Source organism: Amycolatopsis rubida (assembly GCF_900115345.1).
In the GTDB taxonomy this organism is placed as follows: domain Bacteria; phylum Actinomycetota; class Actinomycetes; order Mycobacteriales; family Pseudonocardiaceae; genus Amycolatopsis; species Amycolatopsis rubida.
In genome coordinates, this window is record NZ_FOWC01000002.1 from 64,826 (window position 1) to 85,702 (window position 20,877).

Genomic DNA, 20,877 nt, shown 5'->3' on the forward strand with positions numbered 1-20,877 from the left:
CACCACCATCGCCCGGACACCCCGCCGCTCGCGTCGGTGACAATCGCCTACCTCGCCTGCCCCTAAGGTTTCGCCTATGCCCACCACGTCCTCCCTCATCGGCCGGCGCGACGAGATCGACCGCCTCCTCGCGCTGGTCCGGGCGGCGGAGCGGGGCGAGGGCGGGGTGCTCGTCCTGCGCGGCGAGGCGGGCATCGGCAAGAGCGCGCTGCTGGACCACGTCGAGCAGGCGGCGGAAGGGTGTCAGCGCATCCGGGCGTCCGGGTCGGAGTACGAGGGCGAAATGCCGTTCGCCGCGCTGCACCAGCTGTGCGTTCCCGTCCTGGCGCACCTCGGCACCCTCTCGACGCCCTGCCGCGATTCCCTCCTGGTCGCGTTCGGCCTGGCCGAAGGCGCGCCGGACCCGTTCCGCGCCGGTCTCGCGGCCCTCGAACTGCTGGCCACGGCCGCGGCGGAACGTCCGTTGCTGTGCGTGATCGACGACGCGCACTGGCTGGACGCCGCCTCGGCACGCGCGTTGACGTTCCTGGCCAGGCGCATCTCGGCGGAGCCGATCGCGATGGTCTTCGCCGCCCGCGACCAGGAACCGGTCCCCGGGCTGGACGAGCTGCCCGGGCTGACCGTCGGCGGCCTCAGCGACGCGCACGCCCGCGACCTGCTGGCCAAGGAGAAGACCGGGACGCTGGACGAGCGGGTGCGCGATCGCCTGCTCGCCGAGGCTCGCGGCAACCCGCTGGCCCTGATCGAGCTGCCGAAAGCAGGCGGTTTCGCGCTGCCGACGCCGTCGCCGATCGCGAGCCGGATCGAGCGGAGTTTTCTCTCTCGCATGGCCTGCCTGTCCCCGGACGCGCGGGAGCTGCTGATTCTCGCCAGCGCGGACCCCACCGGAGACCCGGGCTTGCTGTGGGCGGCCGCCCGGCGGCTGGACCTCGACGTGCCCGCCGCGAGCGCCGCCGCCGAAGCGTCCGGGCTGATCCAGTTCGACACCCGCGCGCGGTTCTGTCATCCGCTGGCGCGCTCGGCCGCTTACCGCGCGGCTGAGCCAAAACAGCGGCAAGCCGCACACCGGGCGTTGGCCGATTCGACCGACCCGGACACCGCTGGCGACCGCCGTGCGTGGCATCGTGCGCAAGCGACCGCCGGGCCGGACGAGGAGGTCGCGGCTGAGCTGGAGGTCTCGGCGTCCCGCGCGCAGGCCCGCGGCGGGGTAGCGGCCGCCGCCGCGTTCCTCGAACGGGCCGCCGCGCTGTCGCTCGACCACGGCAAGCAGGTCGAACGCACGCTCGCCGCCGCGCGGGCAACGCTCGCGGCAGGCCGGACCGACGCCGCCGCCGAGCTTCTGACCAGCATCGACGCCTCGACGTTGGCAGTCCCGCAGCGCGCCTCCGTCGACCTGCTGCGCGGGCAGATCGCCTTCGTCCAGGGCCCGGACGGGGCGGTTCGCGGTCCAGAGATCATGCTGCGGGCCGCGCAGCAGCTCGCCGGCCGCGATCCCGAACGGTCGCGCGAGTTCTTGGTGGCCGCCTTGGAGATGGGGCTCGTCGTCGGAAGGGCCGCCGGAGTGCTGGACCGGGTGCTCGCCGCCGCGCCCCCGGCCGGGCCGCCGGACCTCCTCACCGCACTCGTGCGGTTGACCGCCGAAGGCCACCGCGCCGGGGTGCCCGCGATCCGGGAGGCCCTCACCGGCGACGACCAGGGCTGGACCCGCACGCCTGCCCTGGCCACCGTGCTCGCGGGCGAACTGTGGGACCTCGGCCTGCACCGGACGATCGTCGACTGGCTAACGCGGACCGGGCAGGCGACCGGATCGCCGATGACCGTCCGGCTCGGCCTGTCGCAGGCCGCGGTCTACGCGGTGCTCACCGGGAACTTCGGCCAGGCGATGGCCGCGATCGCCGAGGAAGAAGCCATCGCCGACGCTCTCGGCGACCCGCCGCAGCTCTACCCGCGAGTGCACCTGGCGGCGATGCGCGGGCGCAGGCAGGAAGTGCTCGGCCTGTTCGCCGAGGCGACGAGCCGACGCACCGGCCAGCTGACCGCGAACGCGCACTGGGCGATGGCCGTGCTGCACAACGGCCTCGGCGAGTACCCGGCCGCGCTCGAAGCCGCAACCCACGCGATCGCGAGCGGCGACCTCTTTCTCACCGGCATCGCGCTGCCCGAGCAAATCGAAGCCGCCGTGCGGTGCGGGGAAGACGCCATCGCCCGGTCTGCGCTGGATGCGGTGGTCGAGCGCACGGAACCCGCGGGCACCAACTTCGCACTCGGCATCGCGGCGAGCGCGCGGGCGATGGTCAACGACGCGGAAGACGAGTACGTCGCGGCGCTCTCGTATCTGACGGACAGCCCGCTTTCCGTACAGATCGCGCGGGCGCATCTGCGGTACGGGGAATGGCTGCGCCGCGCGGGCCGTCGCCGCGACGCGCGCGAGCAGTTACGGGCGGCGCATGAGCAGCTGTCGAAGATCGGCTTGGAGGCGTTCGCCCGACGTGCGGCTGATGAGCTGCGTGCGACCGGGGAGGTGGCGCGCAGCCGTTCCGCGCATACCTATGACCGGTTGACCATGCAGGAGATGCACATCGCGCGCGAGGTCGCCGCGGGAGCCACGTCGAAGGAGGTGGCTACTCGGCTGTTCCTCAGTCCCCGGACGGTGGATGCCCATCTGCGGAATATCTTCCGGAAGCTCGGGATCACCTCGCGGAGGCAGCTCAGGGACATGCCTGATCTTCGCGACGCGGACTAGGCGGAGACGCCGCCCGAGCCGCCAAAAGTCCGCCGATTCCGGGAACCAAAGCCAGCAGCCACCCCCGGCACCGGCCGCCCAGCACCAGCACCGCGGCGATCACCGTTGCCGGATAAGCCACTCCGTGCACCGGACCCAGCACGCGCGATACCTCCGGCTGGTGCACAGTCACGACGTTCCCCAGCATCAGCACGAGCGTCGCCAATTCCACCGCACCAATAATTTCCAGAACCCGGCGCGGGTTCACCACCCCACCCCCGTCGTCGAACCGGGACGGTAGATCATCAGCACGACGACCGCCGCCCAGAGCAGGTTGAACATTCCGGTCGGCATTCCCAAGCGAACAGTCACCGGTTGATCAGAACCGAGCGCGCCGACGACGCGTTTCTGCCCGGGAAGGATCAACCCGACCAGGATCGCGGCAGCGGCGGCGGTCAGAATCAGCGAGACAATCAGCCAGGTGTCCCCGAGCACCCCCCATCCGCGCGCCAGTGGCGAGACCGAAGACCGGGACCAGCACTCCGATCACCGCGTAGACTCGGGTGGTCCGGTGCAGGACCTGCAGCGTCGCGGCCTTCTCCGGATCGTCGGAGGCGAGCCGGGCGGCACTCGGGAACATGCTCGCGGCGACCGCGACCGGGCCGATGGCGAGAATGGCCGCTAATACGTGAATTGACAGCAGGAAAGCGTTCACGCGGTTTCACCGAAACCGCTCGCGCTGTCCTGAAGTACGCCGTCTTCTTTCCAGGTGGTGCCGCGACGTTCGTATGCGAAAAGCTGCTCGACGGCGTGCGCGGTGCGCGAACCAAAATCGCGCTCCAGCACGTAGAGAGCCACGTCGAGACCGGAAGTGACGCCACCGCCGCTGATGAGGTCGCCGTCGTCCACGACGCGGGCGCGGACGGCGTTCGCGCCGGTGGTGCCGAGCTGGTCGACGCCGAGCAGATGCGTCGTCGCGGTGCGGCCTTCGAGCAAACCCGCCATCGCCAGCGCGAGCGAACCCCCGCAGATGGTCACGATTGTGCTGTCCGGGTTGTCGAACGCGCGACGCATCAATGGCATCGCCTCCCCGGAAGCGAAGCGCGACAGCAGCACAGGGATGGTCTCGACGCCCGCATCGGGATCGCCGTCCATCGGGCCGGCGGCTCCGGGGACGAGCACATAGCCGGGCATGTCCGGGTCGAACGCGGCGGTCGCGGTGAGGGCGAGGCCGGGGACGCCGGAGCGCACGACTCCGGGGCCGTCCGCGCTCACGAGTTCGACGGCGAGTTCACCGCTCGCCGACAGCACTTCGTACGGAGCGACGACGTCGAGCGGGTCGAACCCGTCGAAGAGCACGAACTGGGCCCGCAGCATGGGTGGTTCCTTTCGATGGACGCTTTCGTCCATCGAAAGCCAATGGAGATGATCTCCACAATGGCTATCTGGACAGCTTTCACCGGTATCTGGCCACTCCGGGAGATGCCTTATCCTTCAGGGATGTACACCACAGTGGTGCTCGCCCTCCCGGACGCGATCCCCTTCGATCTGGCCACCCCGATCGAGACCTTCGGACGCGTCCGGCTCCCGGACGGCCGCCCGGGGTACCGGACGCTCGTCGCCGGTCCGGAGCGCGACATCGAGGCGGGCCCATTGCGGCTGACAGTCGACGACGACCTGGACGCCCTCCAGCGCGCCGACCTCATCGTGGTGCCCGGACGGGAGAACCCGCTGGCACCGGCACCGCCCGCGGCTCTGGCAGCATTGCGAACCGCCGCGGATCGAGGTACGCGAATCGCGTCGATCTGCGTCGGCGCATTCACCCTCGCCGAAGCAGGTTTGCTCGACGGCCTGGACGCGACGACGCATTGGCTCGCCGCCGACGAATTCAAGCGGAAATACCCGGCCGTCCAGGTGAATCCCGATGTGCTTTACACCGACAACGGGAAAATCCTCACTTCCGCAGGTGCTGTCGCCGGAATCGATCTGTGCCTGCACATCGTCCGGAACGATTACGGAACCGTTGTCGCGGCCGATGCCGCCCGTCTTGCCGTCGCGCCGTTGCACCGGCCCGGCGGACAGGCGCAATACATCGTCCGCAACCGCGCGCCCAGCCGGCCGACCACGCTCGACCAGGTCCTGCCGTGGATCGAGGACAACGCGTACCGGGGCCTCGCGCTCGCGGACATCGCCGCCGCGGCCGGGCTGAGCGTGCGCACGCTCACCAGGCGTTTCAAGGACGAAACCGGCCAAAGCCCCCTGCAGTGGGTCGCCGGCGTGCGCATCCGCCAGGCACAGGAGCTGCTCGAAACGACCGACCACACCGTCGACCGGATCGCCGCGCAGACCGGATTTCCGACGACGAGCAACTTCCGTTCCCAGTTCGGCCAGGTCGTCGGGGTGACGCCCGGCGCGTACCGGAAAGCATTCCGGCCAGGGCCGCATCGACCAGCCGATGAGGCCGTCTTAGCGAAGGCGACGCCGGTCTTCTTGCCGGAAAACGCGAAGCTTCTCTAGCTTTTGCCGACAGGAACGGTGACATCCGAGGGGGCGGCCAGGTGACCGAGCCCCAGGCCTTCGCGACGCGAGCGGAACCGGAGTCCGGCGGCGGACCGCGGCGACGCGGCCTCCGGACCCGGCTCGGCACTACCCGGGTCATGGTGTCCGCGGCGATCCTGGTGCTGTGCCTGCTCGCGCCGCGGTACGCCAGCCACGTCTCCGGCACCGATCCGGATATTCGATCGTGCCGCAGCTGGCGTGGGGCCAACGGCATCCCGGCGGCACGCGGTTCTCGCTGAGCGAGATCGTGTCGCCGTGCGAGATCGGGATCGCCTGGCCGCCGCATCATCCCTGGCTCGGTGTGCTGCTCCGGGTCGCCGATGTGATCCGCGGCGTATGCGCGGATCCGGCGGATCCTGCCGCCGATCGACGAACCTGGAGGTGTTTCAGTGACCGCTGGCGACGCGCTCCTGCGGTGACTCTGCTGCGCGGCCGGAAAGCTCCACGATCCGCGAACACCGATCAGCCACCGCTTCGTCGTGCGTCGCCACGATGATCGTCTTGCCCGCCTCGTTGAGCTTCTGCAGAAGGTCCAGGACCCGATCCCGGTTCTTGGCGTCCAGCGAGCCCGTCGGTTCGTCGGCCAGGACGAGGTCGCACGGTTTCAGCAGCAGCCGCGCCACGGCGACGCGTTGCTGTTCGCCGCCGGACAGCGAGTGGATCTTCCGGTGCTGCGACCGGCGCAGCCCGACCTGCGCGAGCGCCTCCTTGACGCGGTCCTGCTTCGGCGTCCCCCGCTTGGCGTAAGTGAGCGCGACCGCCAGATTGTGCTCGACCGTCTCGCTGTCGATGAGCGCGAAGTTCTGGAACAGGTAGCCCAGCCGGTCGCGGCGCGCCAGATTCGCCGCCCGGGAGCGCGGCCGGGGTGCGCGCTCGCCGAAAAGGCGGACCTCGCCGCCGTCCGGCGATTCCAGCAGGCCGAGCAGATTCAGGACGGTCGACTTCCCGGCCCCGCTCGCGCCGGTCAGCGCGATGAACTCGCCCGGCTTGACGCTGAGGGCGAAGTCGTCCAGGACCTGGTGGAGATCGTACTGTTTCCGGATTCCGCGGAGTTCGCACAAGAATTCCATGGGTCACAGCTCCTTCAAGCGGTCGACCGTGTTGCGGCGCTCCAGGACGCGAGCGGTCACGACCACGAACATCGCCTCGATCGCCAGCGAGAGCACTGATACGGCGGCCAGCTCCGGCAGCCGGTCCAGCGGGCCCGCCGCGGCACCGGCCGGAGACAGGGTGTGCATCGCCAGCACCGCCAGCCCGATCCCGGCCAGCACGGTCTGGCCCAGCCACGTCCCGCCGAGGGCGATCAGCAGTTCCCGGTACGAACGAGCGAAGCCGATGCCGTGGAGCCTGCGCACGGTGAGCCGGCGGCGCAGCCGGTCCGAGCCGATGAGCACGATCACCGCGGTCAAGGCGACCAGGACGAACAGCGCCGCACCCGCGAACACGGCGATCTGGGTGATGCCGCCGCGCACCTGGTCGATCTGCGCGGCCATCGCCTCGTGCACGGTCACGAGGTGCTGGAGATTGTCGTCGAGCTTGAGTTGCTTCAGCTTCGGACCGAGCGCGGCCAGTGTGCCCGCCGGATCGTCGCCGACGCGGACCTTCAGCCCGGTGTCCAGGCCGCCGGTGATCGCGTTGAGCCGGTCGACGGTGAGGCTGTTCGCCGGGGTCATGATCTCGACGATCGGGTCGGTGATCAGGTTTCCGTGCCCGGGATTGACCTGCGGGTCGTAACTGAACACGCCTTGCCCGGAAGCGGTCCAGACGATCCGGACGCTCTGGCTCGTGAACCGCGGCTGGTCGCCGGTGATGCGTTGTTCCGCTCGCGTCGCACCGGTGATTCCCGGGCCGCCGGTGCGGGTTTCCTGAAGGAGCTGACGGATTTGGGCTTCGCGCGGCTTGAACTGCTCGGGAACGGCGACGACCCATGCCGGGTCATCGGCGGCGACCGCGATCGGCTTCCGCGAAGCGTCCAGAATGGGGTACTGCTCAAGGTAATGCGTGTTGACCCGGATCGGCGGCACCGGCCACCGCGACGTCGGGTCCGGCGGCGTGCCCGGCTCGTAGTTGGCGGCGTCGACGAAAAGCGCGCCTGCCCGGTCGAGCACCGGATAGAGGTCCCGGGCTTCCGCGACCGACGAGGCGTCGCCCCCGGTTTCCATTTCCTGCTGGTCGTTTCCGATCATGCGCGGGTAGAAGACCGCGTAGCTCTGGACTTTATCCCACGGCGCCAGCAATTCCTGCTGCTTCGCCAGTTCGGCGAACTGCTGCCAGGCCACCACGGCCAGCACCGCGAGGATCGCGCCGCATACTGCCTTCACCACGGCCGGTGCGGCGATCGCCAAGCCGAACGGCGAACGGTGTCGCGTCCTGTGATTCACTGCAGACTTCCTTTGACGAGATCCGAAATGCGCACCCGGTGGACGACGAGCAGCCCGATGCCCAGCGTCGCCGCGAATCCGGCTGCCGTCACCGGTGCCACCGCGTACAGGAACGACGGGTCCACGCCTGGAACGACGAGGACGACTGCGACGCACGCACCCAGCCCCAAGACGGTGGCGCCGATCTGCGTTCTCCCGACGACCTCGTACCAGATCCGTGCGGCCGGATGACCGATCAAACGGAGCACGCCGATCCGCTTTCCCTCGCGCAGCAACCGGAACGCAATGACCACAGTGGACGCGCCCGCCAGCAGGTACGCCAGGATTCGCAGTCCTGGAACACTTTCTGTCGGCTGCTCGCCGCGCGGTGACGAAGTCAGATCGGAGACCGTGACACCCGCTTCGGCCAACCGCTCGCGGACGAGCCCGAGAAAACGGCCCGTGGCGGGCCCCGCGTCCACCACGTACCGGCCGGAACTGGGCAAGGAATCGAACGCCTGACGCAACGGCGCGAACGTGAGGTCGTACCGGTCGGCGAAAACCGCTGGCACACCGACGCTTCCCGCGTTGCCCGACGTCGAGACCGTCGCCGAACCGCTCCGCGACTCCGCCGGGCTGAGCCACCGCCCCCGCGCGAGAGTGAATTCGCCGAACAACGCCGTCCGATCGCCACCGAGCAAGATGTAATGCGTAATGCGCTCGCGGTCCGCTTGAGTGCTCACGACGGTGCGCACAACCGTGGCACCGGTCGCCTCCGCCGCTTCGGCGAGAATGCGCAGCGTCGTCTCCGGATCGGCCGCCTGCGGGCGTTCCGGCCACACGAACGGCACTCCGATCCGGTCCGCCGCGGTCTCGCTGCGCGCTTCCTGCTCCAGAACCACGTCCATCAGGACGACCGCCGGAACAGCGAACAGGATTCCCGCGAAAAGGAGAGAGAGGATCAGTCGCACGGAAAGCTCGCTCTCGTCGCTGCTGCGTGCTTGCTGCGGTGGAGGTGCGGTGCCGGGACCCCGTCGGCCCGGCACCGCACCGCGGTGATCATGCCCGCAAGGTCAGGCCACGATCACGCGTTGGGGTTGTAGTAGGCGTAGCAGGTGTAGGCCCACCCGGCCCTGGCGTGCGCGTTGGACCAGGAACCCGCCGACGCGTACCGCTTGTCGTTGGCGGCGCCGATGGCCGCCGTCGAGCTGTGGTAGTTCTTCGGGTGGTTGTAATTCGAGTAGCAGCCTTTCCAGATGCCGTCACTGCCGGAACCGTGGCACCAGGTGCCGCCGCCGGCGCTGCCGCAGCCCGCCGGGACAGCCTCCCGGGACGGCGACGCATTCGCGGCCGAAACGATCCCCGCGGACATGACGACCGCGAGCGAAGCGACCGAAGCCGCCCTGGCGATCTTCAGAGACGCAGACCCCATTGTCATGATTTCCCCATTCTTTTTCCTGATTTCCCCGGAGCGGGCCGCTCCCGCACCCTGAACGAAAAACATTCAGGTTTACCCTCGGCACGGTCATGCCGGGACGAGAACAGCCGCGTCGTCCCCGCCGGCCCCCGACGCCGGCGGGACGTAGGCGCCGAAACATTCCGGCGGGCAGGAGCGGTCGATCAGGACAGGTGCGCACGCATCCGTCGGCAACCCGCTGACCTGCGGTAACAGCTATTTCTTCACAGAGTGCCGCGTCTCGTGCGCGGCGCGAAGAAAAACGGTGAAAACACCTGGATCCCCCTTAGCGCTCGACTCCCCCATCTGACGCTGGGCAAAACACTACCGAACGTACCCGCAATCGGCCAAACGTCTTTCCGTGATGTCACTGAGATGGCGTAGCCGCTCCCGGAGCGTCGCCGGGCGTTACGACCACCCGGACCAGCCAGCGCCGCCGCGTTCTTTCTCCCCGGCATTCCGCCGATATGCCGCTCCCGTTTCGGAATACCAGTCGCCGCCGGACTGGGAGAATCGCCGGATTGCCGCGGACAGGAAGGACCCGCGCGGTGTCACGCGCCGCAGAGCCGCTCCACCGGCGCGCTGGATTCGCTGCTCGCGGAAAACACTTCCCGAAGATCACGATCGGCGGCCTCGACGGCCGCGCGCACACCTCCCGCCGCGGCTTCTGCGAGCAGTTCGGTTCCAAGGAGGCCTGCCTGGTCGCCCTGCTCAAGGAAGCCGCCGCGACAGGATCCCCGGCGGTTTACCGCACCGCGCCCTAAGAGACCCCACTCCGCCAGCTCGTCATCGCGTGGATCGGCATCGCCGACGCCCGGCCCGCCCTCATGCTGAACCACCTTCCCGACGCACCGCTGCTGGACACCCCGATTCCGCCGGACGGCACACCGCTGTCGCGGGGACAGCTGTCTGTGCGGGGAACTGGCGGTCTCCCCTCACACGCTGACCGACCCGCACTCCAGAAACCACGGTAAGCACAGCCGCGGCCACGATCACCACAGCGGTGACCAACGCGGTCAACGACCACCCGATCCGCTCAGCCGCCATAGCACCAAACGCGGTACCCAGGCTTCCCCCAGCGAAATACACCACCATGTAAGCACTGTTGAACCGCGCAGGCGCATTCGGCTCAATCGCCAGCACCGTGCTCTGATTCGCCACCTGCGCGGCGAAAAGCCCCGCGTCAAACAACGCCAAGCAGAGCAACGTCGAAACCGTGCTCGGCAACGCGACAGCAAGCACCGCGCTGGCGACTCCAGCGAGACTCAGTCCACAGAGGATCACCCGGCGCGCGCCCACCCGATCGGTCCACGCTCCCGCGATCCGGGTAGCGAAAATTCCCGCTATGCCGGCGAAAGCGTACAACCCGATTCGCTCGGCGGAGTACGAGAAGGGCGGCCTCGACAGCGCGACCGCGATCCCGGACCACACCGCACAGAACGCGAAGAACCAGAGCGTCCCCCGGACCGCCGCGAGCCGAAGCACCGGATATCGCCGGTATAGCCCCGGAATCGAGCGCAACGTGGCGAGGTAGCCGCGATCGTTCGCACCGGCCGCCGACGGAAGCACCAGCAGCACCGCCACCCCGACCACCGCGCATCCGGCGGCGAACACGCCCAGCATCGCGCGCCAGCCGATCAAGTCGGACAGCCAGCCGCCGACAATGCGGCCCGCGAGGATTCCCGCTGAGATTCCGGCGGTGACGATCCCCAGCGCGGTAGCTCGCCGGTCCGGGCTCGCCAACCGGGCAGTCACCGAACTCAACCCGGCGCCGACCGATGAGCACGCACCGAGCACGCCGAGCACCAGACCGAGCAACCACACTTGGCCGACGATCGCGTTCAGCCCCAACGCAACCGCGAGCGCACCGAACTGCGCCGACAGGACGTGACGCGGCGGAAACTGATCGACGAGCGGCACCAGCAGCGCGAGCCCGCACAGGTAGCCGACCGGTCCGCAGGCGAGCGCGATGCCGACCGAGCCGGGCGACGTGCCGAGCGCTCCGCCGACCTCGGCGATCGCGGGCTGCAGCGGGTAGCTGGCCGCAGTGCCGAGCGCGGCGGCGAACGAGATGAACCAGACGACAGGACCGCGAATGTTTTCCGAATGCACGGGCCGAGCGTAGGAAGGACGCGGCGGAAACGCTGGCGGAAATCCGCCATCACCCGAAGCGCCGGACAAGGCGCCGCGGTTGTGGGATGATCGAGTTCCATGACGACACCACCGCAGGCACCGCGCTCCGGAGAGTTGCCGCGCCGGCCGGTCCGGTCATGACCGGCGAGCGGGCGCGGCAGATCGACGTCGGCCGTCTTCCCGAGGACGTCGCGGACCTCATCGACGCACTCGGGCCGGGCGAAAACCTGGTCCTCACCAGGGACGGCGACCCGATCGCGATGGTCTCCGGCACTGGTGTCCGGCCCGAACCGCCGCGGACGGACTACGACGACGTGACAGTGGTCGCCACCGCGATGAAGCTGTCGGCCTCGGCCCGGATGTCGCTGTCGGCCGAACTCGGCTCCGGCTACCTCGTGCTGGACCTGCACTCGGCGCCGGCCACCGCCGACGTGCTGCTCGTGCCGCCGGTCAGCCCGCAGCTGATCGGCGGCCTCCGGGCGAAGTTCCCGAAAGCCCGGGTCGTCCTCGCCGAGGTCGAGGACGCGGAGCTGGGCGTCAGCTACCACGGACCGGTCCGCCGGCTCCTCGACGCCGGCGCGGAAACCTACCTGACCTCGGCGAACGTCCCGCATCTGGCGCGGCAGCTCGACCACGCGGTCACCCAGCGGCAGCAACTCGCCGCCGGAACCGCCGCGCCGCTGGAGATCAGCCCCGCGGACTCCTGACCGCTACAGGCCGACGCCGCCGGACACGTCGAGTTTCGTGCCCGTGATCCAGCGAGCGTCGTCCGAAGCGAGAAAAGCGACCGCGTCCGCGACGTCCTCGACCTCGCCGATGCGGCCGAGCGCGGTCCGGCTGACGTTGCGTTCCAGGTTTTCCGGTACGTCCAGCAGCGCCGCTGTCATGTCGGTCCGGGTGTAGCCGACCCCGACGGAATTCACTGTGATGCCGCGGGGAGCCAGGTGCTTGGCCAGAGTTCGGCTGAACACGTCGAGCGCGCCCTTGGTCATCGGATAGGCGATCCCGTCCGGCGCCGTGACCCGGGTGGCGACCGACGAGACGGCGATGATCCGCCCGCCGTCGCGCAGCCGGGGCAAGAGGCGCTGAGTCAGGAAGAACGGGGCTTTGACGTTGACCGCGAACATCTTGTCGAATTCCTCCGGGGTGAGGACCTCGATCGGCCGGCGCAGGAAATAGCGGCCTGCGTTGTGCACCAGGATGTCGATGTCCGTGTCCAGCGCGGCGGCGAGGGTCGCCGCGTCATCGGGAAGACCGAGTTCGGCACCCACCGGGAAGGCCCGTCCGCCGGCCTCGGTGATGGCGGCGACCGTTTCCCGGGCAGCGGTCTCGTTGCTGCCGTAGTGCACGGCGACCAGGGCGCCGTCGCGAGCCAGCCGCTCCGCCACCGCCCGGCCGATGCCCCGGCTGCCACCGGTGACCAGCGCGGCCTTGCCGCTGAGCCGTCCCATCTCAGCGTTCCTTCCGCTCGGCGACCTTGACGCACAGTTCGGTGCCGCCGTGCAACGGCAGCGAGACCGACACAAATCCGTGGGCCGGGTCGCGGATCCAGGCCAGGAAATCGGGTTCGGCGTTGTCGTTCAGCACGTAACCGCCGATCCTGAGGTGCGGTGCGACAAGCTCGATGACCTCGCGGGCAAGCGACGGTTCAGCGCCAAGCCACCCGTCGATCAGGGCGAAGTCGACCTCGCCGCCGAGGTCGCGCAACGTGACCCGGGCGTCGCCTTCGCGGATTTCGGCGTAGTCGGCCAGCCCGGCCTCGGCGAGGTTCCGGCTGGCCGCGGCGACCTTGGCGGGCACCAGTTCCGCACCGATCACCGTGCCGCCCCCGTTGTCGCGCACCGCGGCCGCGGCATAAAGCGTCGACAGGCCGACCGAGGTGGCGAATTCGACGGTCCGGGTGGCGCGGATGCCACGGCACAACAGATAGATGAGGTCGCCTTGTTCCGGAGAGATCGAGAAACCGTAGTCGCTGTATTCGTGCGGGTCGCGTTCAAGGCCGTTGCGGGGGTCGTCGGCCGGGTACTGTTGTGCCGCGACGAGCTTGTCGATGACGGCGTTGACGGCCGGATCGCGGAGCGGGCGGTGGACGCCGGTCATGCGCGGGCTCCCCTCAACCAGGCGTGGCCTTCTTCGACGATTTCCCGTTCCCGCTTGCTGAAGAGAGTCGGGCAGGTGCCGGGCACCTGGTGTCCGCTGCGCTCCAGCAAATAGGCCAACGCGGCGTACTCGCGCGGATGCCGAAGCGGGTCGAGATCGTCGGTGGGCCGAATCCCGTAGGGGTAGGTGAAGCCGCCCATGTCGTAGACCGAATCGCGGCGCGCGATGCGCCAGACGCCGTCCCGGCGGTCGATCCGGTCGAGGAATCTGTTGTGGACGGTCACGCCGATTCCCAGTTCCCGGTGATCGGCGACGAGCATCGCATTGGTCTCCACGAAGGCGCGGCCGCCGGCGGCCTCGACCACCGGGGTGCCGATGAAGTGCTTGCTGCGCAACGGTCCGCCGCTCATCCGGCGCGACCCGTCGACGAAGTCCCCGGCCGGTCCGGAAAACCAGAGGATCGTCAGGGTCGCGTCGTCGTGGAAGAGATTCGCCAGCGCGTCCCAGTCCTCCCGGTCGCGATGGATCCAGCCGGTCGTCAAGTCGGCGATCGCCTGCCGGTCGGCGGCGAGAAGTTCTTCTGTCATCAGGAATCTCCTAGTCTCGCGTGGACACGAATTTCGCGGCGACCGCGGCGAATGCCGCCAGGATGAGGAACGCGGCGGTGAACCCGTCCCGGGTGGGCAGTCCGTCGCGGCCGGAGATCACCGTGGCGGCCGCCTGGGTACCGATCGCTCCGCCGATCATGCGGACGACCGTGTTCATCCCTGTGGTTTCCGCGACGTTTTCCGCCGGAACGGAATGCACGCACACGGTCAGCAGAGTCGGGAACGCGATGCTGAAGCCGAGCCCCATGAGCCCGAGACTGATCATCATGTCGTACGGATGGCCGTTCCAGAGAGCCATGTAGCCGAATCCGGCCGCCGTGGTCAGGGTGCCGAGGACGAGCGCGGCGGTAGCGCCGGTCCGGGCGGCCAGGCGTCCGGCGAACGGACTGACGACGATCGAGGGAATCGACATGGGCAGGCAATAGAGGCCACCGGCGAGAATGGACGCGTGGTAGCCGAATCCGGCGGATTCCGGAAGCTGGGCGAAGATCGGGTAAACGGCGAAAGCGGCATACAATCCGGTGCCGGACAGGAACGCGACGACGTTGGTCGTCCACACGCCGCGCAGCCGCATCAGCCGCACGTTGATCAGCGGATTGCCGCTGGCCGCCTCGGCGACGCACCAGATCGCGCACACCGCGGCACCGCCGATGAGCAGACCGAGCGTGCCGCCGGAAGACCAGCCCCACGTGCCGCCCTCGCTGATGCCCAGCACGACCGCCGTGACCCCGGCGACCAGCAACACCGCGGCGAGCCAGTTGATCCGGCCGCCGGGGCGCACCGGCGATTCGCGCACCAGCGACCAGGTTCCCGCCAGCGTCACCAGCGTGATGACCAGGGGAATCCAGAACAGCCAATGCCAGCTCAGCCCCGGCAGCAGCAGGCCGGGCAGGATGATCCCGACCGCGCCGATCCCGATGGTCGCGGTCACCGCGCCGATGCCCGCCGCGACGCGCTCGCGCGGGAACTCGTCCCGGATGATCCCGATCGCCAGCGGGAAGAGCCCGCCCGCGAGCCCCTGCAGCGCACGTCCGGCGATCTCCGGCGCGAGCGAGTCCGCCGTCGCGCACACGAGCTGCCCCGCCGCCATGACCGACAGCACGATCAGCAGCATCCGCCGCTTGCCGACCATGTCCCCCAGCCGCCCCACCACCGCGGTCGCCGCGGCGGCGGCGAGGAAATAGGCGGTCAGCAGCCAGGTCGCGCCATTCTCGTTGGTGTGCAAATCCCGTTGCAGCAACGGCAATGCCGGAACGACCACGGCGCCAAGGACGCCGTAGGTGAGCGCGCCCAGCATCAGCGGCGCCAGCACCAGCCACACCCGGACGTCCTCCTCGGGCCGTTTTTCCCGCACCGCGATCGACATCCGCGCCCCCCTTCTTCTAGTTAGGCTTGCCTAACCAGAATCGCCCGGCGGAGAGCCCGCTGCCACCGCCCGCCGGACAGCCGATACCGGTATTCCGCCAAGATCACCGGCCGACCGGTTGGCGGTATCCTGGAAACCGATGCCGAAACGCCGCCACCTCTGCTGGTCGGGCGACGATCCCATCCAGGGCCGCTGGTCGCTGGCCCACGGGGAAGGGGTCGTCGCGCATCAGCACGCGCGGGGACAGCTGCTGTACGCGGCGAGCGGGCTGCTGGCCACCACCACCGAGCGGGGCACCTGGGTCGCGCCCGCGGATCGCATCTCGTGGACGCCGCCCTCCTTCGAACACGGCCACCGCGCTTACGGCACGACCGAGATCAGCATTCTCGAAGTGCCCGCCGAACTGTGTTCCGCACTCCCCGCCACGCCGACCGTCTTCACGGTGTCCGCGTTGCTGCGCGCCGCGGTCCTGAAACTGACCGGCGGCACGACCCTGCGGCCGGACGTCGGCGATCGGCTGCTCCGGGTGCTGGCCGACGAGCTGACCGAACTCCCGCAGCAGGCGATCTACCTGCCCGAACCCGCCGACGACCGGCTCCGCGCGGTCACCGGTCTCCTGCGCGGGAACCCGGCCGGGACCGCCACGCTCGGCGAACTCGGCCGGCCGGTGGGGGCCAGCGAGCGGACACTCAGCCGGCTGTTCCGCGCCGAGCTGGGGATGAGCTTCTCGCAGTGGCGCTCGCAGCTGCGCATCCAGCACGCGCTGGTGCACCTCGGACAGGGCCGTTCGGTGACCGACACCGCGCTGCGCTGCGGATGGGCCAACCCGACCAGCTTCATCGAGACCTTCTCCGCGATCCTCGGCCAGACGCCGGGGAGTTACCAGGCCGGACTTCGACGCCAGGCCACAACGGTTCGGTGAGGCTCAGCCGCCGAATCGCCGCGGCTCAGCCTCCGCCCAGCCTGGCTCCCCGGTCCGGGCGAAGGCGACCCACGCCCCGTGCACCTCCTCGGCGAGACCGGCCGGAGCAGCGTCCGGCCCCAGCAGGCCGGTGTCGCCGTGCAGCCATGGTTCATCCGCGAGATCGAAGACGAATGGCAACTCGACGGTGTGCGCCGCACCCAGCCGTCCGTCCAGGGCGGTGGAGCGGTAGCCGAAGGAATAGACATACGTGCGGCCGGTCTCAGCGTGCGCTCGGACCATTCGAGCGGTGCCGGCGCCGAACAGCACCTCGCCCAGCTGGCCGGCGGTGCGGTCCGGTTTTCCTTGCGGTACCAGGTAAAGCCGCCCCTCCTCGGTGTTCGTGCCGATCAGCAGGTCGAGGCCGCCGACCAGGCTGTCGGCGGGCTGCACCGGCAGAACCAGGCTGAACGGGCTGAGCCCGGCAAGCGGATCCGCGGCGGTCGCGGTGCGCAGGTCCAGCCCGGCCAGGGCGGGCAGGATCTCCAGGAACCGCTCGTCCGGGATCTCCGCGAACGCCGCCGCGGCCGGTTCGACGCCTAATGCGGCAGCCGCGGCCGCGGTGACCCGTTGCGCCTGCTCCGGGGCGAACGCGCCCGTGCCGCTTCCGCTTTGGACAATCGCGCGCCGGAACAGCCCGGCAGCCTCCGGAGTCGCGAGCAGCGCACCGGTGAGCGTCGCCCCCGCGGATTGCCCGAACACCGTGACGTTTCCCGGATTCCCCCCGAACGCGGCGATCGAATCGCGCACCCACCGGAGTGCGGTGAGGACGTCGAGCAGCCCGCGATTGTCCGGAGCTCCCTCCAGCGCGAGGAAACCGGGGATGCCGAGCCGGTAGTTCACCGTCACGAGGACGATCCCGTCGCGAGCGAAAGCACTGCCGTCGTAGAGCGCGGCGCGGGTCGAACCCGTGACAAACCCGCCGCCGTGCACGAAGACCATGACTGGACGGTCACCGGCGTCCGCTGCTGGCGTACGCACGTCGACTGTCAGGTATTCCTCGCCGGGAACCCAGCCCGGCCCGAAGTACGGGGTCAGATCGAGCCGCCCGAAGTCACGCGTGGGCTGCGGAGCGGCCGGCGACGGGCGAGTACCGTCGCGGACTCCGGACCAGCCCGGATGCGGCTCCGGCGCAGTGAACCGGCCCGGCCCAATCGGGGCCGCGGCGTAGGGAATGGCCCGGTAAAGCTCGCCTGCCGCGTCGCGAAGGCCGCGCACCGCGCCCGCCGCGGTCTCGACGACCGGATTTTCTTGCTCGGACACGAGAATCCCTTCAGCAGATCCGGGAGAACCCGGCCCACTTCTTGATGGCGAACTTCGTCCCGTCCCGTTCGACCTCCGCCGCTCCGGAACCGGGAAAATGCGCCGGGAAGAGCAGCGCGTTGTCCTCCGCGGCCCGGCCGAGCAGGGTGCGCCGGATCGCCCGCGCCGCCGCCGGGTCGGACCCTGTGATGCCGACTCCTCCGAGCTGCGGCATCCGGTGGTCGGCCGGGTGACGGTGACACAGCAGACCCTGTCGGTGGCGCGGTCGCCGGAGCAGGTGCTGATCGTGTGCACGACTCCGGAGGGGTCGGCTTCGGAGGAGGCGTTGACGTTGCTTCGGCAGGTCAGCGGCCGGAAGCCGGACGCAGCCCAACCGGCGCGAGTGCCGGGCCGACCGGTGCGGGTTCCGGGCCGACCGGTGCGGGTTCCGGGCCGACCGGTGCGGGTACCGGGCTGACCGACCGGCCTTGGCAGCCGGAAGCCGGACGCAGCCCAACCGGCGCGGGTACCGGGCCGACCGACCGGCCTTGGCAGCCGGAAGCCGGACGCAGCCCAACCGGCGCGGGTACCGGGCCGACCAATCGGCCTTGGCACCCCGAAGCCGCCGGTCAAGCCTCCGCACCGGTTCCGCTCGCGACTGCCTGGTCGATCCCCGCCGCCATCGCCGCCTTGGCATTCTCGCCCAGCAACGATGCCTCCACCGCGTTCTTCGCCAGCCGAGCCACCTCCTCCGTGCGCAGACCGAGCGTCGTGGCCACTGCCAGGTACTCGCCTTCCGAGGTCGCGCCGAACATCGGCGGATCGTCGGGGTCGAGGGTGACGACCAGTCCGTGGTCGAGCAGGCGCCGGACCGGGTGGGCGGCGATCGAGGGCACCTGGCGGGTCCGGACGTTCGACGTCGGGCACACCTCGGCCGGGCTGCGGTGCTCGGCGAGGTACGCCAGCAGCGCCGGGTCCGCTGCGCAACTGGTGCCGTGGCCGATGCGTTCCGCGCCCAGGTCGTGCACCGCCGACCAGATCGTCGCGGGGACCGCTCGTTTCCCCGGCATGCGGCACGCTGTGCTGGCCAGCCTCGCGGGCGGCGGTGAAGAACGGCTCGAACCGCGCTCGGCCGACGCCGATCTCCGGGCCGCCAAGGCCGAAGCTGACCAGTCCCTCCGGTCGCTCCCGCAGTGCGAACACCGCGGTCTCCCGGCCGGCTTGCACGCCCTTCTCCCCGGGAATGTCGAAGCACCAAGCCAACTCCACGCCATGCTCCGCCTTCGCGGCGGCGCGGCCTTCGACGAGTCCAGTGAGCAGTTCGCCGCCCGGCATGCCGTCGAGGACGTGGTTGTACGGCGTGACCGTCACTTCGGCGTAGCGGACGTTCTGGCGCGCGAGTGCGGCGGCGAGGCCGAGAACGAGCGCATGGATGTCATGGCGGTCTTTGAGCATCGATTGCACGGCCCAGTAGACCTTGAGGAAATGGTCGAAATCGCGGAATAGGAACGGTGTCTACGCCGGCGGAACCGACGAGGTGGACGTGCGACTCGGCTTTGGGCAGGGCATGGATGAACGCGCGCAGGCTTTCGCCGGGCAGGAGGACGCTCCCTGAAGAGGAGAAGTGGTGCCGGAGACGGAAAACCGGGACGACTCAGGGAGCGAGGTCGCCACGATCGAGGTCGGCTCCGTAGAGCGGCAGCTGGAACTCCGGCACGGAACCCACTGTAGCGAGCCGGCGGAGCGGAAAAAGCTACCGGCGATGGCTGGGCCTGGCCTGGTTGAACAGCACCACGCTGCAAATCAGCACCAACCCGGCGACCGCGACCCCGACGACCGGGCTGATCAGCAGCGCCACCGCGCTGATCACGCTCGCGGCGAAGGTCAGCTGCAGGCACCCCCACAAGACCGGTGCCAGCCACGAAAGCGTCTCGGACGCCGCGCACACCCATCGGCCCCGGGCGACCGGCTTGCGGTGCCGTCCCGGGCCGCGGCGGGCGAAGACTTTCGTCGCGGCCGCCACCATCTCGTCACGGGTCGCGATCCGCTTCCCGCCGCGGGCCGGGGCGACGGCGGCGCCGAATTCGACGCGTTCCACCCGTCCGGCGCGGTCGTCGTCTAGCGGGCCGGTGTTCTCCAACGGTACAGTCATCTCGTCTGTTCCTTTGCCTAGAAGAGGGTTTCAGACATCCCCGTGGCCCCCTGTTCCCGCAGGGGGCCACCTCTATCTCTCCGGGCACGCGTCCCAGTTCGATACTTCTCATCTTGGCCACGAGCACACACAGACCTCGATACCCACTGACGGTCGTCTCGCCGAGCGGCGGGCAGCGGTCGGTTAACGGCAAAGAGATACGACGAACTACCGTGCGCAATATCAGTCCGCCGGTTCTGCCCGGGCGCACCGGTAACTTCGGCGAAAACGAACTCCTCGGCCGAACTCCGGTTCACAGCCGTCCAATCGGGTTCCGGCCTGCGCCTGCCTGCGTTAACGGGCCCGGCACAGCACTGCACGCGAGGTCCCGCCCGGGAGGAAAACACTCCTCGAACCGGAAGGCGGCGACGATCACTAGCGCATCGAGAACAACTTTTCATCACTCACAAGAGTGGTAACAGGCGCTTGCCGAGCACCGATCAAGGAGAACTGCGACACACCGCGACCGGGAGCCCTGACCAGTGACTTTCCCGCGAAAACCCGACCGCCGGAGAAATTCGGCATTCAGCCAGCCCGTCGCGAAGTTCTCCGCTTATCGCATGCCCTACGACATCTGCCGACTGGAATATGCATGCCTGCCCGGACGAGACAGAATATTCTGACATGCCTTGCCCGCACGGCTTCCGGCACCCCGGCCACGGTTCGCCGGAAAGCCGCCGGCCAGCCGCTCACGCTGCGGCACAGGACAAATCCCGGCCAGGAAAAGGACAGCACCCGCCACCGCGATCACCCCGAGAAAACTGCCCCGACGCCAAACAGGTGAACTTATCGGCCCATTTCGGCATTGTGCAAGTCAGCACCTTGCTTCGGCATATTCCATCCCTGATCCTGAGGCCTGAATATTCCGAAGAAGGTCAGCGGCTTGACAAGGACGAAATTATGAGTTCTTACGATCCGAACACCGTGAGTTCTTCGCTCGACGACGCGGCCTGGCAACGGCCGTCCGCGTGCGGCGGCAACGGCGGCGACTGCGTCGAGATCAATCTCAGCGATCCCGACGTCGTCGCGGTACGGGATTCCAAGATCAGCCGTTCTCCCGCGCTCGTCTTCGACAATCAGGAATGGGCCGCATTCTCCGGCGCGCTGCGCGCGGGACAGTTCGACCGCTGATCGCGCACAGCTCGTCCGCCCCGGTCCCCCATTCGGCACAACCTCCCG

Annotated in this window: 21 protein-coding genes and 3 pseudogenes; 8 read left to right on the forward strand and 16 right to left on the reverse strand. The window is 69.3% G+C overall.

From position 1 onward, the window contains the following. The first annotated feature begins 76 nt into the window (after window positions 1–76). On the forward strand, window positions 77–2,743 hold the full coding sequence (locus BM362_RS09210) for an AAA family ATPase (RefSeq protein WP_067580901.1): 2,667 nt from the start codon (window positions 77–79) through the stop codon (window positions 2,741–2,743). Here the strand turns inward: BM362_RS09210 and BM362_RS09215 are convergent. From BM362_RS09215 to BM362_RS09225, 3 genes and pseudogenes are all read right to left on the reverse strand, one after another. Further along, window positions 2,709–2,990 carry a hypothetical protein gene (locus tag BM362_RS09215; protein WP_093573385.1) on the reverse strand — a complete coding sequence of 94 codons (282 nt, stop codon included), beginning with the start codon at window positions 2,988–2,990 and terminating at the stop codon, window positions 2,709–2,711. The genes BM362_RS09210 and BM362_RS09215 overlap by 35 nt on opposite strands. After that, window positions 2,987–3,437, reverse strand: a pseudogene (locus BM362_RS09220) (hypothetical protein). The gene BM362_RS09215 and the pseudogene BM362_RS09220 overlap by 4 nt, the downstream one beginning before the upstream one ends. Beyond that, a complete protein-coding gene (locus BM362_RS09225) occupies window positions 3,434–4,099 on the reverse strand; it encodes a DJ-1/PfpI family protein (protein ID WP_093572832.1) in 666 nt (221 codons plus the stop codon). The pseudogene BM362_RS09220 and the gene BM362_RS09225 overlap by 4 nt, the downstream one beginning before the upstream one ends. A gap of 123 nt (window positions 4,100–4,222) precedes the next feature. Between BM362_RS09225 and BM362_RS09230 the strand changes: the two genes are divergently transcribed. Together BM362_RS09230 and BM362_RS09235 are read left to right on the forward strand one after the other, a co-directional pair. Next, the gene (locus tag BM362_RS09230) at window positions 4,223–5,239 is read left to right on the forward strand and encodes a GlxA family transcriptional regulator (RefSeq protein ID WP_093572833.1); all 1,017 of its coding nucleotides are present in this window, start codon (window positions 4,223–4,225) and stop codon (window positions 5,237–5,239) included. Window positions 5,240–5,280: 41 nt separating this feature from the next. Next, window positions 5,281–5,520, forward strand: coding sequence for a hypothetical protein (locus tag BM362_RS09235; RefSeq protein WP_208865150.1), 240 nt, complete (start codon window positions 5,281–5,283; stop codon window positions 5,518–5,520). 147 nt (window positions 5,521–5,667) lie between these two features. Here the strand turns inward: BM362_RS09235 and BM362_RS09240 are convergent, their stop codons facing one another. The 4 genes from BM362_RS09240 to BM362_RS09255 all read right to left on the reverse strand — a co-directional run bounded on the left by BM362_RS09240 (window position 5,668) and on the right by BM362_RS09255 (window position 9,073). Then, complete coding sequence (locus tag BM362_RS09240) at window positions 5,668–6,351, reverse strand: ABC transporter ATP-binding protein (protein WP_067580882.1); 684 nt, start codon at window positions 6,349–6,351, stop codon at window positions 5,668–5,670. A 3-nt stretch (window positions 6,352–6,354) separates the two neighbouring features. Further along, window positions 6,355–7,662: a hypothetical protein gene (locus tag BM362_RS09245; RefSeq protein ID WP_093572834.1), complete on the reverse strand. Its 1,308-nt coding sequence runs from the start codon at window positions 7,660–7,662 to the stop codon at window positions 6,355–6,357. Continuing rightward, window positions 7,659–8,612, reverse strand: coding sequence for a hypothetical protein (locus BM362_RS09250; protein ID WP_093572835.1), 954 nt, complete (start codon window positions 8,610–8,612; stop codon window positions 7,659–7,661). The genes BM362_RS09245 and BM362_RS09250 overlap by 4 nt, the downstream gene beginning before the upstream one ends. Window positions 8,613–8,725: 113 nt before the next feature. Next, window positions 8,726–9,073 carry a lactococcin 972 family bacteriocin gene (locus BM362_RS09255; RefSeq protein WP_067580875.1) on the reverse strand — a complete coding sequence of 116 codons (348 nt, stop codon included), beginning with the start codon at window positions 9,071–9,073 and terminating at the stop codon, window positions 8,726–8,728. Between the two features lie 572 nt (window positions 9,074–9,645). Between BM362_RS09255 and BM362_RS09260 the strand changes: the two genes are divergently transcribed. Next, window positions 9,646–9,861, forward strand: a complete 216-nt coding sequence (locus tag BM362_RS09260; RefSeq protein ID WP_093572836.1) for a hypothetical protein — start codon at window positions 9,646–9,648, stop codon at window positions 9,859–9,861. A 61-nt stretch (window positions 9,862–9,922) separates the two neighbouring features. Here BM362_RS09260 and BM362_RS09265 read toward each other — a convergent pair whose 3' ends face one another. Further along, a complete protein-coding gene (locus BM362_RS09265; RefSeq protein WP_093572837.1) occupies window positions 9,923–11,209 on the reverse strand; it encodes an MFS transporter in 1,287 nt (428 codons plus the stop codon). 86 nt (window positions 11,210–11,295) lie between these two features. On the opposite strand from BM362_RS09265, the gene BM362_RS09270 reads away from it, so the two are divergent. Then, window positions 11,296–11,937, forward strand: coding sequence for a hypothetical protein (locus BM362_RS09270; protein ID WP_338080310.1), 642 nt, complete (start codon window positions 11,296–11,298; stop codon window positions 11,935–11,937). A gap of 3 nt (window positions 11,938–11,940) precedes the next feature. Here the strand turns inward: BM362_RS09270 and BM362_RS09275 are convergent, their stop codons facing one another. Genes BM362_RS09275 through BM362_RS09290 form a run of 4 tightly spaced genes read right to left on the reverse strand, consistent with a single transcriptional unit; the run spans window position 11,941 to window position 15,304 of the window. Further along, window positions 11,941–12,681 carry an SDR family oxidoreductase gene (locus tag BM362_RS09275; protein WP_093572838.1) on the reverse strand — a complete coding sequence of 247 codons (741 nt, stop codon included), beginning with the start codon at window positions 12,679–12,681 and terminating at the stop codon, window positions 11,941–11,943. Between the two features lies 1 nt (window position 12,682). Beyond that, the gene (locus tag BM362_RS09280; protein WP_067580870.1) at window positions 12,683–13,330 is read right to left on the reverse strand and encodes an O-methyltransferase; all 648 of its coding nucleotides are present in this window, start codon (window positions 13,328–13,330) and stop codon (window positions 12,683–12,685) included. Next, window positions 13,327–13,917: a nuclear transport factor 2 family protein gene (locus tag BM362_RS09285; RefSeq protein ID WP_093572839.1), complete on the reverse strand. Its 591-nt coding sequence runs from the start codon at window positions 13,915–13,917 to the stop codon at window positions 13,327–13,329. The genes BM362_RS09280 and BM362_RS09285 overlap by 4 nt, the downstream gene beginning before the upstream one ends. Before the next feature lie 10 nt (window positions 13,918–13,927). After that, complete coding sequence (locus BM362_RS09290; protein ID WP_093572840.1) at window positions 13,928–15,304, reverse strand: MFS transporter; 1,377 nt, start codon at window positions 15,302–15,304, stop codon at window positions 13,928–13,930. 139 nt (window positions 15,305–15,443) lie between these two features. On the opposite strand from BM362_RS09290, the gene BM362_RS09295 reads away from it, so the two are divergent. Beyond that, window positions 15,444–16,226 (forward strand): helix-turn-helix domain-containing protein, encoded by a 783-nt coding sequence (locus BM362_RS09295; RefSeq protein ID WP_093572841.1) that lies wholly within the window; start codon window positions 15,444–15,446, stop codon window positions 16,224–16,226. Between the two features lie 3 nt (window positions 16,227–16,229). Here the strand turns inward: BM362_RS09295 and BM362_RS09300 are convergent, their stop codons facing one another. Continuing rightward, window positions 16,230–17,528 carry a carboxylesterase/lipase family protein gene (locus BM362_RS09300; RefSeq protein ID WP_093572842.1) on the reverse strand — a complete coding sequence of 433 codons (1,299 nt, stop codon included), beginning with the start codon at window positions 17,526–17,528 and terminating at the stop codon, window positions 16,230–16,232. 10 nt (window positions 17,529–17,538) lie between these two features. Then, a pseudogene (locus tag BM362_RS09305) lies at window positions 17,539–17,706 on the reverse strand (MBL fold metallo-hydrolase); the annotation flags it as partial. Between BM362_RS09305 and BM362_RS09310 the strand changes: the two are divergent. Beyond that, a complete protein-coding gene (locus tag BM362_RS09310) occupies window positions 17,626–17,985 on the forward strand; it encodes an MmyB family transcriptional regulator (RefSeq protein ID WP_425285692.1) in 360 nt (119 codons plus the stop codon). The pseudogene BM362_RS09305 and the gene BM362_RS09310 sit on opposite strands and share 81 nt — an antisense overlap. 151 nt (window positions 17,986–18,136) lie before the next feature. On the opposite strand, the pseudogene BM362_RS09315 reads toward BM362_RS09310, so the two are convergent. Both BM362_RS09315 and BM362_RS09320 read right to left on the reverse strand, forming a co-directional pair. After that, window positions 18,137–19,092, reverse strand: a pseudogene (locus tag BM362_RS09315) (adenosine deaminase family protein). A gap of 168 nt (window positions 19,093–19,260) precedes the next feature. Further along, the gene (locus BM362_RS09320; RefSeq protein WP_067580857.1) at window positions 19,261–19,659 is read right to left on the reverse strand and encodes a hypothetical protein; all 399 of its coding nucleotides are present in this window, start codon (window positions 19,657–19,659) and stop codon (window positions 19,261–19,263) included. Window positions 19,660–20,598: 939 nt separating this feature from the next. On the opposite strand from BM362_RS09320, the gene BM362_RS09325 reads away from it, so the two are divergent. Beyond that, on the forward strand, window positions 20,599–20,829 hold the full coding sequence (locus tag BM362_RS09325) for a DUF397 domain-containing protein (RefSeq protein ID WP_067580854.1): 231 nt from the start codon (window positions 20,599–20,601) through the stop codon (window positions 20,827–20,829). Window positions 20,830–20,877 lie beyond the last annotated feature (48 nt).